A 16,641-nucleotide genomic window follows, 5' to 3' on the forward strand; every position below is an offset into this window, starting at 1 on the left:
GATATGACGATCTATTTAATTGATGGTGCTAGAACGGCATTTGGTTCCTTTGGTAAGTCTTTAACAGATGTTTCTCCCACACAGTTAGGAGAAACAACGGCTGTTGAGGCGATGAAGCGTGCTAACCTTAGTCCTTCGGATGTTACTGATGTGGTATACGGAAATGTTATTCACTCAAGTAAAAATGCAGCCTATGTAGCACGTCATACAGCGTTAAAGGCTGGTGTTCCAGCAAGTGTTCCTGCTATGCTTGTCAATCGGCTATGCGGATCTGGGCTGCAATCTGTTGTCTCTGCCATGCAGAACCTTCGAGACCAGGAAGGGGGCGTAGCTTTATGCGGTGGGATTGAAAACATGTCTCAGTCTCCACATGCTTCCTTTACACACCGCTTCCATAATCAAAAGTTTGGTGCGATCTCATTTGAAGATATGCTTCTGCAAACCCTAAGTGATGAGTATATCGGATGCGGAATGGGAATAACTGCAGAAAACTTAGCAAAACAGTATAACATATCTAGAGAAGAACAAGATGAATATGCTGTCCAAAGTCATCATAGAGCTGCCGAAGCACATGGAAGCTGTCGGTTCAAAGATGAAATCGTGCCAGTAACATTAAAAAATGGTGACCTATTTATGGAGGATGAAGGAATTAAACCACAAACTTCATCTTCAAAGCTCGGGCAGTTGCGTCCTTCCTTCCAAAAAGATGGAACGGTGACTGCAGGAAACTCTTCTTCTATTAATGACGGAGCTGTTTCTTTAATACTTGCTCATGAGAACGATGTACATGAAAAGAAATTAAAGCCGCTTGCAGAGATTGTTTCTTGGGCTGTAACAGGTGTAGATCCTAATGTCATGGGAATTGGACCTGTTCCTGCAATCAAGACGGCTTTACAAAGGGCAGATTTGTCTATAGATGATATTGGATTGTTTGAAATCAACGAGGCATTCAGTTCTCAATATCTAGCTGTAGAAAAAGAGCTGAAGCTTGACCGCAACCGTACAAACGTAAACGGAGGAGCCATCGCTTTAGGGCATCCAGTAGGAGCAAGCGGTGCAAGACTCTTATTAACCCTTGCTTATGAAATGAAGAAAAGAAATGAACGTTATGGCGTTGCGAGTCTCTGTATTGGCGGCGGTCAAGGAATCGCTATGATATTGAAATTGTCGTAGATAGAAATAGGGGATAGGGGGCTAACTCAAAAGTATGTAACTTTTGAGTGATAGTCCCTTTTTCAAGTCAAATAAGAGAAAAAAGAACGTTTTGATGAATCAAACGGTTTTTTAGTCCTAAATAAGATCAAAATATAGCAAGATTGAGCGAAAAACTGACCATTCTGAGCGAAGATCAAATGTTTTGAGCCCAGCTCGTTGATTTTGAGCGATACTCGAGTATTTTGAGCGAAGAATGGGTCATCTTGAGCGAACGTGTAACAGAAAAAAAAACACGTACCGTAAAACATAACCTCCATTCAATCGATTGATCAAAAAAAGAAGGCTGACTAACGTCAGCCTTCTTTTTTTGTATCCACTTATCTATTTTGTACCCGATGAGATTCATAAAACTCAGCTGGAAATAAATCCTCAAGTTCTTTTCTTACGTCCTCAGTCATCTCAGGAGATCGGAACGTATGTATATTTTCTAAAAGCTGTTCGACCGAACTCGCTCCAGCTACTGCAGTTGAGATAACTGAGTGGCTCAGAATAAATTTTAAAGCGGTCTGTGTAAGTTTTTCGTCTTGAGGGATGAGCTTCTTAACTCTTTCTAACTTTGATTGAATATCTAATCCAGAATAAGATAAGAACTTGTCCTCTGGATTCTTTTCAAACGCCTTCTCACTAAGCCAGCCTTTTGCGACAGGACCTCTTGCTATAACACTAATGCCTTTTTTTTCTAAGTAAGGGAATAGTTCTTCGGGCCTTCTGTCAAGCAGACTGTACTGCATCATCACGCTTTGAATGTTTGAGTGCTCTGCATAATAGGAGATCGTGTTCGGACGGATGGATGATATTCCGTAATATCGAACCAATCCTTCAGAGACTAGTTCATCAAAAGCTTCGATCGTCTCATCCATCGGATCCTCAATCGTTCCGCCATGCAATTGATAAAGATCGATATAATCGGTCTTCAAACGGCGAAGGCTTTCTTTAAAAGCGGATTTTATGTACTTCTTAGACGGGTTCCAATTCCAGCTGTCCTGCGATTCTGTCCACTCGTTACCGCCTTTCGTTGCAAGGATGATATCTTGTCTAACATCCTTTAAAAGCTTTCCTATTAATTCTTCATTCCAGCCGAACTGATATAAGTCGGCAGTGTCAAAGTAATTGATACCATGCTCAAGTGCTGTCTTCACAATGCTCTCGTTTTCCTTTCCAAGGCCAGGGGAAAGGGACATACAGCCGAATCCAAGTTCACTTGCATAAAGATCAGATTTTCCTATCTGTCTTTTATTCATCATCTTTTACCACCTCCAAAAAGTATTTTACCTGAATCATTGTGTATTAAACGTATCATTTTTTTCTTGAAGGTGCTTTCTTTCTGTTTCAATCGAAGAAAAAAATAATAACTTCCCGATCTTTGGGAAGTTACTTTTTAGGTGCTGTCGCATCAATCCAGTCCTGAACAAGTTCATGCTGGCGCATATAATTTTTTAGCATATAGTTGATCTGCCAAGCTTTCCCTACTAAAGTAATTCCTTTTGGCTGCAAATAGATCTTCATTCTTATCCTCCTTTTACCAGTTCGTAATGGAAGTATTCCAAAGTATGATAGACTTTATGTAGGAAAAGAAATAAATAGACCAGTGGAGTGTGTAAAAATGGGAAATTTAACAGAAAAAACGATATCGAAAGAACAGATATATAATGGAAAGATTATAGATTTATATGTAGAAGAAGTGGAGTTGCCTAACAAAAAGGTCGGCAAACGTGAAATTGTTAAGCATCCAGGTGCAGTAGCAGTGCTTGCCGTTACAGATGAAGGGAACATTCTCATGGTGGAACAATTTCGCAAACCTCTCGAAAAGACTATCATTGAGATTCCGGCAGGTAAATTAGAAAAGGGAGAAAACCCGCTTGAGTGTGCGAAAAGGGAACTGCTTGAAGAGACAGGATACAGTTGTGAAAAGATGGAGTCGATCGGTTCTTTTTATACTTCACCAGGATTTGCTGATGAGTTGATTCATTTATTTTTCACAGACTCGTTAATAAAAATAGGTGACCAGATGACAGATGAAGATGAATTTTTAAATGTTATGGAAGTTAGTGTTGATGAAGCGAAACAATTGGTAAGAGACGAAAGAATTCATGATGCAAAAACTGCCTATGGTGTGATGTATATGGAGCTTGCCCATGCAACAAGCAGATAACCTTCGTCCATTTTTTGCCGATATGCATATTCATATCGGTGCGTCTCGAACAGGAAGGCCAGTAAAGATTACAGGTTCGCGTACATTAACACTATCGAATATTTTATATGAAGCAAAAAATAAAAAAGGCATGGATATCATCGGAATTATAGATTGTCATGCACCGGAAGTTTTAGAGGAATTGAAAGAAATGAAGGAAACAGGCCAGTTGATTGAATATGAAGAAGGTGGATTAGAAGTAGACGGCCTCACCCTCATTCCCGGAACAGAAATTGAGATCAATGATGATAACTGTCAAGGTCCACTACATGTCTTAGCGTATATGCCGAATTTAAACAAAATGGAGGCATTAAGTTCCTGGCTGAGTGCTCGGATGAAAAATATTAATTTGAGCTCGCAGCGGATATATGGGGATGCAAAAGAGCTTCAAAACGTCGTTCGTCAGTTAGGCGGATTATTTATTCCTGCTCACATTTTTACACCATTTAAAAGCTTGTATGGAAAAGGAGTTAAATCTTCTATTAATGAAGTTCTTGATCCGAATTTAATAGATGCTGTTGAACTAGGATTAAGCTCAAACACTGAAATGGCATCATGGCTAGATGAACTAGCATCCTATCCCTTCCTATCGAACTCAGATGCCCATTCTTTAGAAAAAATAGCACGTGAGTATCAAATGATACAACTAGCTCAACCGACCTTCAAGGAATTTAAAAGGGCATTAGAAGGAAAAGAAGGCAGGGGTATTATTGCTAACTACGGGTTGAATCCTTATCTGGGTAAGTATTATAACTCTGTCTGTGAAGAATGTTCCCATCCTTTTAATTATAAAAACATCAGCACTTGTCTGAACTGCGGAGGCAAAAAGTTTATTAAAGGCGTTCATGATAGAATCCAAGAGCTAAAAGGGAATTCAGAACAAATTTCAATCGACCGTCCGCCATATATACATCAGATTCCACTAGAATTCATACCAGGCATTGGTCCAAAAACACTCTTAAAATTACGGGAAGCGTTCGGTACGGATATGGATATTATTCACGCTGCCCCGGCAGATCAGCTACAAAAAATCGTAAAACCTTCTATAGCTGCATACATCCTTTCAGCCCGCTCTGGAGAAATTTCCATCCAAATAGGCGGAGGCGGAACGTACGGAAAGATCGTAACAGACAAACCTATTAATTAATAGAGTTTTTGAAATGCAATGCTTGCAGGTCTTGAAAAGTGTTTAGACTGTATTTATATTTTTCTTCTAATGCAAGTTGTTTGGAGTGTAAGGCGCGAGACTCCTAATGGCGCATAGCGGCAGAAGGCTCACCGCACGCCACATGGAAAGCGAGCGCCTGAAGCGGAAAACAACTACTTACGAAAAATGGAGTATACAATCGCCTACCTTTAAATCCTTTCATAAAAAAGAGACATACCTCCTCTAGTGATTCATAGAATAGAATTAAGAGTTTTGGTAGAGGAGGCAGGCAACATGGATAATCTTCGTTACTATATGCATCAGCACTTACAGGAAAATAAAACGCTGTATGCGTTTGTTGGCGTTTTATTTTTAATGGGCGTTATTTTTGGAGCAATCATCGTAAATTCCTTAAGTCTTAATCAAAAGCAAGATCTTTATACGTATTTATCACGTTTTTTTATCCAAGCGTCTGAAGGAGGCTTTACGAGTAAGTCGGATATGTTCTTTCAGAGCTTTGGCCATTATTTAAAGTATATGGGACTTATGTGGCTTCTGGGTTTATCAGTTATCGGGTTGCCTGTTATTTTGATCATGTTATTTTTAAAAGGTGTCGTTATCGGTTTCACGGTAGGATTCCTTGTTAATCAGATGGGATGGTACGGTTTTTTATTATCATTTGTATCTGTGCTGCCTCAAAATGTTCTTTTAATCCCTGCATTTATTATCGTTTCGGTGGCTGCAATCTCTTTTTCTATTAAAATGATCCGTCAGCTGACGTTCAAAAGGCATCATGCACCTTTTTTGCCGCAGTTGTTACGTTATTCCCTGCTTGTAGCAGGAGTAGGCATTATGGTCGTTTTGGCATCAACATTAGAAGCCTTTTTTACGCCAGCCCTTATGGAACAGGTTATAAAGTGGTCCATATAGAATAGGATAATGATTCTTTTTTAATAATAAGTTTAAATCGTTATTTAAAATGACTTTAAATTGACAACTTTTTTTTCCATGCTTATAATTATGTTGTGTATACATAAGGAGGAAACGGGTATGGAAAGCAGAATCGACCGTATCAAGAAACAGCTGCATTCACAAAGTTATAAGCTGACTCCACAGCGTGAGGCGACCGTGAGAGTCCTCCTCGAAAATGAAGAAGATCATTTAAGTGCGGAAGACGTTTATTTACTTGTCAAAGAGAAAGCGCCAGAAATTGGCCTCGCGACAGTCTACCGTACACTGGAACTTTTAACAGAACTTAAAGTAGTAGATAAAATAAACTTTGGTGACGGTGTATCCCGTTATGATCTTAGAACAGAAGGTGCCGATCACTTTCATCACCATTTAGTGTGTATTGAGTGCGGAGCGGTTGATGAAATACAAGAAGACCTCCTTGGAGATGTGGAAAAGGTTGTTGAAGAAGGCTGGAATTTTAAAATTAAAGATCATAGGCTGACATTTCATGGAATATGTCACAGATGCCATTCAGATGATGGGAATGAAGATAAAGGAAGCGGTGAGTAACGCTTCCTTTTTATCATGATTCCTGACATTTCTAATAAAAGAAATATTTACAAAAGTTTAGGAATCAGGTAACGTATGAAGTGTAGTTTTAACTTTTACGTATAATTAGGGAGCATGTGGGCATAACCTGTACTATTAGAGGGACAGGGGTGACACTATGGTTTCCTGGTTAAAAGTCGTATGGAATACAGCCAAAGTCTTTTTAGCTTTTTCTTTGTGCACGCTGGTTTTCTATTTTGGCTTGCTTTGGATAAACCAAGAATACGAAAATTATCATAAATATGACGAACCTAAAGGGAAAGCGGTCAAAGTTTTCAATTTAAGTACGGAAAAAGATTCGAATATATTAAAGCGGCTTTTTTATTTCTATCAGACGGGTGAATAAGGAGGGGTATAGTGAACGATCATGTTCAGGATTTTCTTCAATATCTTATTGTTGAACGAGCCCTTTCAAAAAATACAATAGACTCTTATAGAAGAGATTTAACTCAGTATGTTCTTTTTTTAGAAAACGTTGAAGCAATAAAGACAGTTAATCAGATCGAACGTAATAATATAATAGGATATCTATTATTTTTAAAAGAAAATGGTAAGGCTTCCACAACGTTAGCACGCAATATTGCGTCTATCCGTTCATTTCATCAGTTCTTATTCAGAGAGAAGGTCACGCTTCAAGATCCTTCTGTACATATTGAGACACCAAAAACAGAAAGAAAACTACCAAAGGTGCTGTCTCCTCAAGAAGTTGAGGCTTTACTGGAGACGCCATCTTCGAACGACCCATTCTCACAAAGAGATAAAGCCATGCTAGAGCTTTTATACGCTACAGGTATTCGGGTATCGGAACTGGTTCAATTAAACATCAGTGATGTCCACTTGAATATGGGGTTCATACGCTGTATGGGTAAAGGCAGCAAAGAGAGAATCATTCCACTCGGAAAAATGGCTCAATCCGCTATCGAGTTTTATGTGAATAATGGACGATCAGAAATGTTAAAAGGTAGGAAAACAGAAGCTCTTTTTTTGAACCATCATGGCAACCGATTATCTAGACAAGGTTTTTGGAAAATATTGAAACAGTTAGCGAAAAAGGCTAGAATAGAAAAGGATTTAACACCGCACACTCTTCGTCATTCTTTCGCAACACACCTATTAGAGAATGGTGCAGACCTGCGTGCCGTACAAGAAATGCTCGGACATGCTGACATTTCAACAACTCAGATTTATACACATGTTACCAAAACAAGATTAAAAGATGTTTACTCCGCCTTTCATCCAAGGGCATGAGCATCTTTTTTGTTTTTAGTTGTCAGACTTCTGACATCATGAAGTGTTTGTTTGCTAGGTGCCTTAAAAGGAAATAGTAAATAAAATGTAAGCAAGAATTTTCAGGAGGAAAGTATGGAACAATCACGCTTTAAACGCACATTTTTAATCGTTATGGATTCTGTCGGAATCGGAGAAGCACCGGATGCTGACAAGTTTGGCGATAAAGGGGCTCATACCCTTGGTCACATCGCAGAGCATATGAATGGACTTCAGGCTCCTAACTTAGAAAAGCTGGGCCTTGGAAATATCGATCCAACAATAAAAGGTATTAAACAAGCAGAAAACCCGCTTGCACATTTTGCAAAGCTTCCGGAGCTTTCGAACGGAAAAGATACAATGACGGGACACTGGGAGATCATGGGTCTTCATATTAAAGAACCTTTTCAAACATTTCCTGAGGGTTTCCCGGATGAATTGATCGACCAGCTGACTGAAAAGTGGGGAAGAGGCATTCTTGGAAACAAAGCAGCTTCTGGAACAGAAATCATTTCCGAGCTTGGAGAAGAGCATATGAACACTGGCAAACTGATCGTGTATACATCCGCTGATTCAGTTCTGCAGATTGCAGCTCACGAAGATGTTGTACGCATTGATGAGCTATATGAAATTTGTGAAACAGCAAGAGAGATGACACGTGAAGGAAAGTATATGCTTGGTCGGATCATTGCTCGTCCGTTTGTAGGGAAACCAGGTGCTTTTGAAAGAACAGCAAACCGTCATGATTATGCTTTAAAACCTTTCGGAAGAACAGTAATGAACGAACTCCAAGACAGTGGATATGACAGCATCGCTTTAGGTAAGATCAGTGATATCTTTGACGGTGAAGGCGTAACAAAAGCAATCCGTACGAAATCAAATATGGATGGCATGGATAAGCTGGTTGAATCGATGAAAGAAGATTTCAAAGGTCTTAATTTCTTAAACTTAGTAGACTTTGATGCACTCTTTGGTCATAGAAGAGATCCTAAGGGATATGGTGAAGCAATTCAGGAATTCGACCTTCGGCTTCCAGAAGTCCTGGATAATTTGAAAGATGATGATTTGCTCATTATCACAGCGGACCATGGAAACGATCCTGTTCACCACGGAACGGATCATACGCGTGAATATGTGCCTGTATTGGTCTATCACAAAGGGATTGAAAAAGGAAAACAACTAGATGTAAGCAATACTTTCGCAGACATCGGTGCAACAATCGCAGAAAACTATCATGTAAAAAAGCCACAGATCGGCAAGAGCTTTTTGAGTCAGCTTTAAAGGGGGAAAAAATATGTCAACTAAATTACAAACATCAGCGAATTTTATTCAATCCAAATTAAATGCTTCACCAAAAATTGGACTAATCCTAGGTTCTGGTCTAGGCATTCTTGCAGAGGAAATCGAAAATCCTGTAGTGATTCCTTACTCAGAGATTCCTGAGTTTCCAGTTTCAACAGTTGAAGGACATGCAGGTCAGCTTGTGATTGGTGAGCTTGCAGGAAAACAAGTTGTAGCCATGCAGGGACGTTTTCATTACTATGAAGGCTATTCAATGGAAAAAGTTACGTTTCCAGTACGTGTAATGAAACTGATTGGTGTAGAAACAATCGTCGTTACGAATGCTGCAGGTGGAGTAAACAAAGATTTTGAAGCCGGTGACTTAATGCTGATTACAGATCATATCAATAATATGGGAGATAATCCGCTGATTGGGGCAAACGACTCTTCATTCGGTGTTCGTTTTCCTGATATGAGTGAAGCTTACACGCCTTCTTTACAGGACGTTGCTCGAAAAGTATCGAAAGAACTTGGCATCCAATTAAAGGAAGGAGTTTATGTAGGGAATACGGGTCCTTCCTATGAAACACCAGCTGAGGTGAGAATGCTTCGTGTAATGGGCGCTGATGCTGTGGGAATGTCTACGGTACCTGAAGTAATCATCGCGCGTCATTCAGGAATGAAGGTGCTTGGAATCTCATGTATCTCAAATATGGCTGCTGGAATTTTAGATCAGCCACTTACACACGATGAAGTAATGGAAACAACAGAGTTAGTAAAAGCTAATTTCCTTTCATTAGTTAAAGGAATGGTAAAAGAGATTTAAGATATCTTAACAAAACAAATTTCATAAAACGGGGATAACGATTCATTTTTGATTTTTGATGTTATCGTATAAGAAAGTGGTGTATTTACATGAGAATGGTTGATTTAATTCAAAAAAAACGTGATGGTAAAGAACTAACAAAAGCTGAAATCGACTTTATTATTCAGAACTATACAAAAGGCGAGATTCCTGATTATCAAATGTCAGCATTTGCGATGGCGGTCTATTTTAAAGATATGACAACGGAAGAACGTGCCAACTTCACGATGGCAATGGTAGAGTCTGGGGACCAGATTGACCTTTCTGCAATCGAAGGTATTAAAGTAGATAAACATTCAACTGGCGGTGTTGGCGATACAACGACATTGGTACTAGCGCCACTCGTTGCAGCTCTTGATGTTCCAGTAGCGAAGATGTCAGGCCGTGGGCTAGGTCATACTGGTGGAACGATCGATAAGCTCGAAGCGGTTCCTGGCTTCCACGTAGAGATTGATAATGAGCAGTTTATCGAATTAGTAAATAAAAATAAACTGGCTGTTATCGGACAAAGTGGTAACCTAACACCAGCGGATAAAAAGCTATATGGTTTACGAGATGTAACAGCAACTGTAAATTCAATTCCGCTAATTGCGAGCTCAATCATGAGTAAGAAGATTGCAGCAGGAGCGGATGCGATTGTACTTGATGTTAAAACAGGTGCAGGTGCGTTTATGAAAACACCTGAAGAAGCAGAAGAGCTTGCAAATGCCATGGTTCAGATTGGAAATGCAGTAGGCAGAAATACAATGGCTGTTATTTCTGACATGAGTCAACCGCTTGGCTATGCAATCGGTAACGCACTTGAAATTAAAGAAGCGATTGATACACTAAATGGGAAAGGCCCTAAAGACCTTGAAGAGCTTTGTTTAACATTAGGTTCTCATATGGTCTACCTGGCTAACAAAGCAAGCTCACTAGAAGAAGCAAGAGAAATGTTAAAAGAAGCAATCTCTTCTGGAAAAGCCCTTGAAACATTAAAAGTATTCTTAAAAGCTCAAGGAGGAGATGATTCAGTTGTTGATCATCCTGAAAACCTTCCTCAGCCTTCCTATACTTTTGAGTTAACAGCAGATAAAGATGGCTATGTGTCTGAAATCATTGCCGATGAAATTGGAACAGCAGCGATGATATTAGGTGCTGGTAGAGCTACGAAAGAATCGGTAATTGATCTAGCAGTAGGATTGATGTTGAACAAAAAAGTAGGAGATCAAGTATCTAAGGGCGATTCTCTTGTAACTATCTACAGCAACACTGAAAATGTTGAAGATGTTAAAAATAGAATCCGCAGTGCTTATACGATTTCGAAAAATAATGTAGATGCACCACCTTTAATTTATAAGGAAATTAAAAAATAATAGAAAAAGAGGCTGGCTTATTTGTGAAAATCAATAAGTTCAAGCCTCTTTTTTATTTTGGTTGTTTTAGCAAGGGGTTGATTTTCGCTCCAGGTGCTCGCTTTCCATGGGGCTTGCGTTGAGCCTCCTGCCGTTCATATTATTAAAAATAGCTTTTCATACACTTCCAAACATTCAAATTTTCTTCTCTATAACAGTTGGCAAATACGGTATAAAGTGAAAAATTATGGAAAAAATAAAGCTATATGAATGGAGGGAAAAGTATGAAAGCCTTGATATCAGGTGTATTAAGTTTGTGTTTGTTAGCGTCATTTTCCGTTCCAAAAGTGGATGCTGCAGAAAAAGAAAAAGCAAAGTTAGCAGAAAAAAGTCATTCTGCTATTTTAATGGAACAAGACAGTGGAACCGTATTATATGAAAAGAACAGCCATGAGAAGCTTCCGCCAGCTAGTATGACTAAAATTATGACTTTAATTTTAATAATGGAAGCCATCGATAAAGGAAAGATCAACTGGGACGATAAGATTCGTGTAAGTGAGTACGCGGCAAGCATGGGCGGATCGCAAATATTCCTAGAGCCTGGAGAACAGATGAGAGTTGAAGATATGGTAAAAGGAATTGCGATCGGAAGTGCTAACGATGCGTCGGTAGCTATGGCCGAACATATTGCCGGATCTGCGGATTCATTTGTCAGTATGATGAACGATAAAGCAAAAAAGTTAGGATTAAAGGACACTTTCTTTAAGAATGCTACAGGTCTTCCAGCAGCAGGACATTATACATCTGCACATGACATGGCGATTATGGGGAAAGAGCTCCTTAAACATGAAGAGGTTACTAAATTTACTGGACTATATGAGGATTATTTACGTGAAGATACAGACAAGAAGTTCTGGCTAGTAAATACAAACCGTCTTGTTAAGTTCTATCCTGGTGTGGATGGGTTAAAAACAGGATTTACGAATGAGGCGAAGTATTGTTTAACAGCTACAGCGAATAAAAATGGAATGCGTGTTATAGCTGTTGTAATGGGGGCACCGACACCTAAAGAAAGAAACGCTCAGATTACCTCCATGCTTGATTATGCTTTTACTCAATTTTCTACGAAAAAATTATTTGATCGTCATGAAATCGTGAAAGAAGTAAAAGTACAAAAATCAGATAAACCTAAACTTCCTGTTGTGACTTCTGAGAATATATCCCTTCTATTGAAAAAAGGAGAGACTGCTAAAAAGATAAAAACGGAGGTCACTGTTGATAAAGATCTAAAAATGCCAGTTAAAAAGGGCCAGCAGATTGGTTCTCTCAAGATTTGGAACGGAAAAGAGCTCATTACAGAAAGCCCTGTATTGGCTTCTGAAACGATAAAGAAAGCATCTTGGTGGAAATTGTTTAAACGTACAGCAGGACAAATGTCAAAATCCTCATAAATCCTTGTTATTCTTGACATTTATAGGCGAATTCCCACTAGTTTTGTCATCAGTGAAGGAATTCGTCTATTTTTATAGAAATCACGGTTATCCAAAAAAGAAGGAGAGGATAGCGTGGGATTAGCTGTCAATCTGGAACTTAAACATACTGTATTGTGTATCCGTTTAGACGGAGAACTAGATCACCATACAGCAGATGAACTTAGAACACAAGTTGAAGATTATTTAAAAAAGCATACGGTAAATCACATTGTTCTTAATTTAGAAGGATTAAGTTTTATGGATAGTTCGGGCCTCGGTGTTATCTTAGGCCGTTATAAACAGATAAAGAATCTGAATGGAGAAATGGTGGTATGTGCAATTTCCCCTGCTGTAAAAAGACTTTTTGAAATGTCAGGCTTATTTAAAATCATAAGGCTGGAAGAAGATGAAGAGCTTGCACTGCAGGCTTTGGGGGTGGCTTAATATGAGAAATGAAATGAAGATTCAGTTTTCAGCATTAAGTCAGAATGAATCTTTTGCAAGGGTTACAGTTGCAGCGTTCATTGCACAAGTAGATCCGACAGTGGACGAATTAACTGAAATCAAAACAGTGGTATCCGAGGCTGTTACAAATGCAATTATTCATGGCTATGAAAATAAAGCAACAGGAATGGTTTATATCGAAGCAGCCATTGAAGAGGATACGATTCACTTAACGATTCGGGATGAAGGTATGGGGATACCTGATCTAGATCAAGCTAAACAGCCTTTATATACTTCTAAGCCAGAGCTCGAACGCTCAGGAATGGGCTTTACAATCATGGAGAATTTTATGGACGAAGTAGAAGTCATCTCAGAACCCTCTTACGGAACTACGATTCATTTGACAAAATACTTAACCAAAAATAAAGCTATGTGTAATTAAGGGAGTATGCCTATGGATGTCGAGGTGAAAGGCAGCAAAAGCGAACCGTTTCTTAAGGATGAAGAGATAAAGTTATTAATTAAGCGAAGTCAGGAGGGAGATCAGCAAGCCCGTGATACAATCGTTGAAAAAAACATGCGGCTTGTCTGGTCAGTGGTTCAGCGCTTTTTAAACAGAGGTTATGAAGCAGATGACCTTTTCCAAATCGGCAGTATTGGTTTGTTAAAATCAGTGGATAAATTTGATCTATCATATGATGTAAGGTTTTCGACCTATGCGGTTCCTATGATTATAGGTGAGATCCAACGTTTTATACGTGATGACGGCACTGTAAAAGTTAGCCGCTCACTTAAAGAGACTGGCAACAAAGTCCGAAAAGCGAAGGACGAGTTATCTAAATCTCTTGGACGTACACCGACCATTAATGAAGTTGCGCAATATTTAGAGGTAGCGGTAGAAGATGTCATCATGGCGCAGGATGCGGTAAGGGCTCCTCAATCGATACATGAGACTGTTTACGAGAATGATGGTGACCCGATTACCTTATTAGATCAAATTTCAGATCATAGTGAAAATAAATGGTTTGATAAAATTGCTTTAAAAGATATCATGGACAAATTAGATGAGCGGGAGCGCTTAATCGTATACCTGCGTTATTTTAAAGACCAGACTCAATCAGAAGTAGCAGAAAGGCTTGCGATCTCACAAGTACAAGTATCAAGGCTAGAAAAGAAGATATTGTCATTTATGAAAAACCAGATGGAGACTTAAACGTCTTATCTGGTTTTTTGTGTTTTGGTAGTTATTGGATGTTTTATCTTGTTAAGCATGATTAGAAATCTAAATCGCATACTAAACACAAATGTGCTGATGAAAAGAGGCGAAGCAAGTTGGATAAAGTCATATACCTTCGTATGCGGCAACGCGTTCAAGTCCTTCAGCATCAGAAAGTAACGATTGGAGATGTCGCGCAAATCGTCGCAACAGACGAAAACGAAAAGCAGATTAAAAAGTTCATAATCCATGAGGTTACCCCAGAAGATAAACACTTGGTCGTGATCGATGTAATGAAGGTTATAGGCACGATTCAAAAGAAGAAACTGGGCCTAGATGTTCAGACGATCGGACCTGCACAATCGATCTTAGAAATTCAGATGAAACAAAAGTCATTAGCTCCAGTCTATTTTGTGCTCGTATGGCTTCTTCTTTTTACCGGTTCAGCTCTTGCCATCATGAATTTCCATGAAGATGTCAGTATGCAGCTCGTTCATCAGAAAATTTATTACATGATTACAGGGCATTATAAAGAACAGCCGCTCCTGTTACAGGTACCTTATTCATTTGGTCTGGGGCTTGGAATGATCCTATTTTTTAACCACTTGTTTCGAAAGAGACTTAATGAAGAACCAAGTCCGCTAGAAGTAGAGATGTTTAATTACCAGCAAGACCTCGATCAATATGTCATCGTTCATGAAAATAAGGAAACAGAGAAGAAAATCAATGGTAATTAAAGTCCTGATTATCGCTTTTGTTGGATTTGGCGGAGGAATAACGGTAGGTTCTGGTCTTGTTGCATTAATCACAGTCTTGGGAATTGTTCCAAGGCTCATGCAGCTCTCAAAAACGTATCGATTCATAAGAAGTTATGAGATGAGCATTATACTAGGGGCTGTTTTAGGGGGATGGATGAACTTGAGAAATACCTCATTCTCATTTTCTCCGATTTTTCTTGCACCGATTGGTTTATTGGCTGGGATTTTTGTAGGGATGCTTGCTGCAGCATTAACAGAGGTATTAAATGTTTTGCCGATCTTAGCAAAACGAGTTGGCTATGGTGAGAAGATCATCATTATCTTAATGGCCATCGTCTTCGGAAAGATCGTCGGATCCTTGTTTCATTGGATCTATTATATCAATCATTAAGAAACGGAGTGAACAATATGGCAACTAAAGAAGAACAACAAGCGTATGCTGAAAAAATTAAACCGATACAGCCTAAACCACCTTATATCATTAATTGTTTAAAAGCGTTCATCATCGGTGGTTTAATCTGTTTGATCGGCCAAGGAATACAACATTTTTATATGACATTCTTTAACTTTTCTGAGGAGACAGCAGGTAATCCAACGGTAGCAACGTTGATCTTAATTGCCGCCTTGCTCACAGGAATCGGTGTTTATGATAAGATCGGTCAGTTTGCCGGAGCGGGATCGATTGTACCAGTAACCGGATTCGCCAACGCTGTAACGAGTGCTGCTTTGGAACATAAAAGCGAAGGGTTAGTATTAGGAGTCGCAACAAATCTCTTTAAATTAGCCGGAGCTGTCATTGTTTTTGGAGCGGTAGCTGCTTACATTTTTGGAATGGTCAGATATATATTTCAGCACGTGATGTGAGGAGTGAGCTTATGAATTTATTAGGCAGACAAACATGGAAATTTGCTAACAACATTTACTTGAATTCAACGGGTACTGCGGTTGGTCCTATGGAGAGTGAAGGTCCGCTTGGTAGTTATTTTGATAAGACCTACAACAATCTGCATTGCGGTCAAAAAAATTGGGAGCTTGCTGAAAGACAGCTGATGGAAGATGCCATTGATTTTTGCTTAAAGAAATCAAATCTAAATCCAGAAGATATTAACTTTTTGCTTGCAGGAGATCTTTTGAATCAGATTGTGTCCGCGAACTATACAGCCAGAGGAAATGGTATCCCGTACTTAGGAGTGTTTGGAGCTTGTTCGACATCAATGGAATCCCTTGCTTTAGGAGCTGCGTTAGTAGATGGGGGCTATGCTAACCGGGTTATAGCTGCAGTCAGTTCACATAACGCAACCGCTGAGAGACAATTTAGATATCCGACTGAATATGGTGGACAGAAACCAGATACAGCTACATTTACAGTAAGTGGTGCAGGGGCAGCGTTAGTAAGTAAAGAGGTATCGGATATTAAAATTACTTCAGCCACTGTTGGAAAGGTTGTGGATTTAGGTATTACAGATCCTTTTGATATGGGATCAGCTATGGCTCCAGCAGCAGCTGACACCATTGCTGCACATTTTAATGAGATGAATGTATCTCCTGATGAATACGATTTAATCGCTACAGGAGACCTGTCTGGTGTCGGAGCTCCGATCGTAAAAATGCTTCTTAAAGAACAAGGTTTTGACATTTCAAATAATCACCGTGACTGTGGTTTAATGATCTATCGCCCTGATCAAGAAGTATTTGCAGGAGGAAGCGGTTGTGCATGTTCAGCTGTTGTCACTTATGGCTATATCTTGGATGAGATGCGAAAAGGGAACTTAAAAAAGGTAATGATGTGTGCTACAGGAGCATTGTTAAGTCCTGTGATGGTCCAGCAAAAAGAAACCATTCCAACTATCGCTCATGCCGTAGTTTTAGAGCGCGCTGAAGGAGGTATGTAA

Annotated in this window: 20 protein-coding genes; 18 read left to right on the plus strand and 2 right to left on the minus strand. The window is 39.3% G+C overall.

The annotated features are described in order from the left end of the window. The first annotated feature begins 3 nt into the window (after window positions 1-3). On the plus strand, window positions 4-1,173 hold the full coding sequence (locus M3206_RS15290) for a thiolase family protein (protein WP_251313399.1): 1,170 nt from the start codon (window positions 4-6) through the stop codon (window positions 1,171-1,173). A gap of 359 nt (window positions 1,174-1,532) precedes the next feature. On the opposite strand, the gene M3206_RS15295 is transcribed toward M3206_RS15290, so the two are convergent. Together M3206_RS15295 and mciZ are read right to left on the minus strand one after the other, a co-directional pair. Further along, a complete protein-coding gene (locus M3206_RS15295; RefSeq protein ID WP_251313400.1) occupies window positions 1,533-2,456 on the minus strand; it encodes an aldo/keto reductase in 924 nt (307 codons plus the stop codon). Window positions 2,457-2,586: 130 nt separating this feature from the next. Further along, complete coding sequence (gene mciZ, locus M3206_RS15300) at window positions 2,587-2,721, minus strand: Z-ring formation inhibitor MciZ (RefSeq protein ID WP_251313401.1); 135 nt, start codon at window positions 2,719-2,721, stop codon at window positions 2,587-2,589. A 97-nt stretch (window positions 2,722-2,818) separates the two neighbouring features. Between mciZ and M3206_RS15305 the strand changes: the two genes are divergently transcribed. From M3206_RS15305 to spoVAD, 17 genes are all read left to right on the plus strand, one after another. Next, window positions 2,819-3,367: an NUDIX hydrolase gene (locus M3206_RS15305; protein WP_251313402.1), complete on the plus strand. Its 549-nt coding sequence runs from the start codon at window positions 2,819-2,821 to the stop codon at window positions 3,365-3,367. Beyond that, window positions 3,351-4,553 carry an endonuclease Q family protein gene (locus tag M3206_RS15310; RefSeq protein WP_251313403.1) on the plus strand — a complete coding sequence of 401 codons (1,203 nt, stop codon included), beginning with the start codon at window positions 3,351-3,353 and terminating at the stop codon, window positions 4,551-4,553. The genes M3206_RS15305 and M3206_RS15310 overlap by 17 nt, the downstream gene beginning before the upstream one ends. A gap of 294 nt (window positions 4,554-4,847) precedes the next feature. Continuing rightward, a complete protein-coding gene (spoIIM, locus tag M3206_RS15315) occupies window positions 4,848-5,483 on the plus strand; it encodes a stage II sporulation protein M (RefSeq protein WP_251313404.1) in 636 nt (211 codons plus the stop codon). A 120-nt stretch (window positions 5,484-5,603) separates the two neighbouring features. After that, window positions 5,604-6,074, plus strand: coding sequence for a Fur family transcriptional regulator (locus tag M3206_RS15320; protein ID WP_251313405.1), 471 nt, complete (start codon window positions 5,604-5,606; stop codon window positions 6,072-6,074). Between the two features lie 157 nt (window positions 6,075-6,231). Next, a complete protein-coding gene (locus M3206_RS15325; protein ID WP_251313406.1) occupies window positions 6,232-6,459 on the plus strand; it encodes a YqzK family protein in 228 nt (75 codons plus the stop codon). 11 nt (window positions 6,460-6,470) lie between these two features. Next, complete coding sequence (gene xerD / locus M3206_RS15330) at window positions 6,471-7,361, plus strand: site-specific tyrosine recombinase XerD (RefSeq protein WP_251313407.1); 891 nt, start codon at window positions 6,471-6,473, stop codon at window positions 7,359-7,361. Window positions 7,362-7,475: 114 nt separating this feature from the next. After that, window positions 7,476-8,660, plus strand: coding sequence for a phosphopentomutase (gene deoB, locus M3206_RS15335; protein WP_251313408.1), 1,185 nt, complete (start codon window positions 7,476-7,478; stop codon window positions 8,658-8,660). Between the two features lie 13 nt (window positions 8,661-8,673). Further along, window positions 8,674-9,486 carry a purine-nucleoside phosphorylase gene (locus tag M3206_RS15340; protein ID WP_251313409.1) on the plus strand — a complete coding sequence of 271 codons (813 nt, stop codon included), beginning with the start codon at window positions 8,674-8,676 and terminating at the stop codon, window positions 9,484-9,486. Window positions 9,487-9,575: 89 nt separating this feature from the next. Next, window positions 9,576-10,880, plus strand: coding sequence for a pyrimidine-nucleoside phosphorylase (locus M3206_RS15345; protein ID WP_251313410.1), 1,305 nt, complete (start codon window positions 9,576-9,578; stop codon window positions 10,878-10,880). A 263-nt stretch (window positions 10,881-11,143) separates the two neighbouring features. Further along, window positions 11,144-12,310, plus strand: coding sequence for a D-alanyl-D-alanine carboxypeptidase family protein (locus M3206_RS15350; RefSeq protein ID WP_251313411.1), 1,167 nt, complete (start codon window positions 11,144-11,146; stop codon window positions 12,308-12,310). A gap of 114 nt (window positions 12,311-12,424) precedes the next feature. Beyond that, window positions 12,425-12,775: an anti-sigma F factor antagonist gene (spoIIAA, locus tag M3206_RS15355; RefSeq protein ID WP_251313412.1), complete on the plus strand. Its 351-nt coding sequence runs from the start codon at window positions 12,425-12,427 to the stop codon at window positions 12,773-12,775. 1 nt (window position 12,776) lies between these two features. After that, on the plus strand, window positions 12,777-13,217 hold the full coding sequence (spoIIAB, locus tag M3206_RS15360; RefSeq protein ID WP_251313413.1) for an anti-sigma F factor: 441 nt from the start codon (window positions 12,777-12,779) through the stop codon (window positions 13,215-13,217). Window positions 13,218-13,229: 12 nt separating this feature from the next. Then, window positions 13,230-13,988: an RNA polymerase sporulation sigma factor SigF gene (gene sigF / locus M3206_RS15365; RefSeq protein WP_251313414.1), complete on the plus strand. Its 759-nt coding sequence runs from the start codon at window positions 13,230-13,232 to the stop codon at window positions 13,986-13,988. A 119-nt stretch (window positions 13,989-14,107) separates the two neighbouring features. Continuing rightward, window positions 14,108-14,728 carry a stage V sporulation protein AA gene (locus M3206_RS15370; RefSeq protein WP_251313415.1) on the plus strand — a complete coding sequence of 207 codons (621 nt, stop codon included), beginning with the start codon at window positions 14,108-14,110 and terminating at the stop codon, window positions 14,726-14,728. Beyond that, window positions 14,718-15,140 carry a stage V sporulation protein AB gene (locus M3206_RS15375; protein ID WP_251313416.1) on the plus strand — a complete coding sequence of 141 codons (423 nt, stop codon included), beginning with the start codon at window positions 14,718-14,720 and terminating at the stop codon, window positions 15,138-15,140. Before M3206_RS15370 ends, M3206_RS15375 begins: the two co-directional genes overlap by 11 nt. 17 nt (window positions 15,141-15,157) lie before the next feature. Beyond that, the gene (gene spoVAC / locus M3206_RS15380) at window positions 15,158-15,613 is read left to right on the plus strand and encodes a stage V sporulation protein AC (RefSeq protein WP_251313417.1); all 456 of its coding nucleotides are present in this window, start codon (window positions 15,158-15,160) and stop codon (window positions 15,611-15,613) included. A gap of 11 nt (window positions 15,614-15,624) precedes the next feature. After that, entirely contained in the window at window positions 15,625-16,641 is a 1,017-nt protein-coding gene (gene spoVAD / locus M3206_RS15385; protein WP_251313418.1) for a stage V sporulation protein AD, read from the plus strand.

It is taken from the genome of Fictibacillus phosphorivorans, from assembly GCF_023715845.1.
GTDB classification, from domain to species: domain Bacteria; phylum Bacillota; class Bacilli; order Bacillales; family Fictibacillaceae; genus Fictibacillus; species Fictibacillus phosphorivorans_D.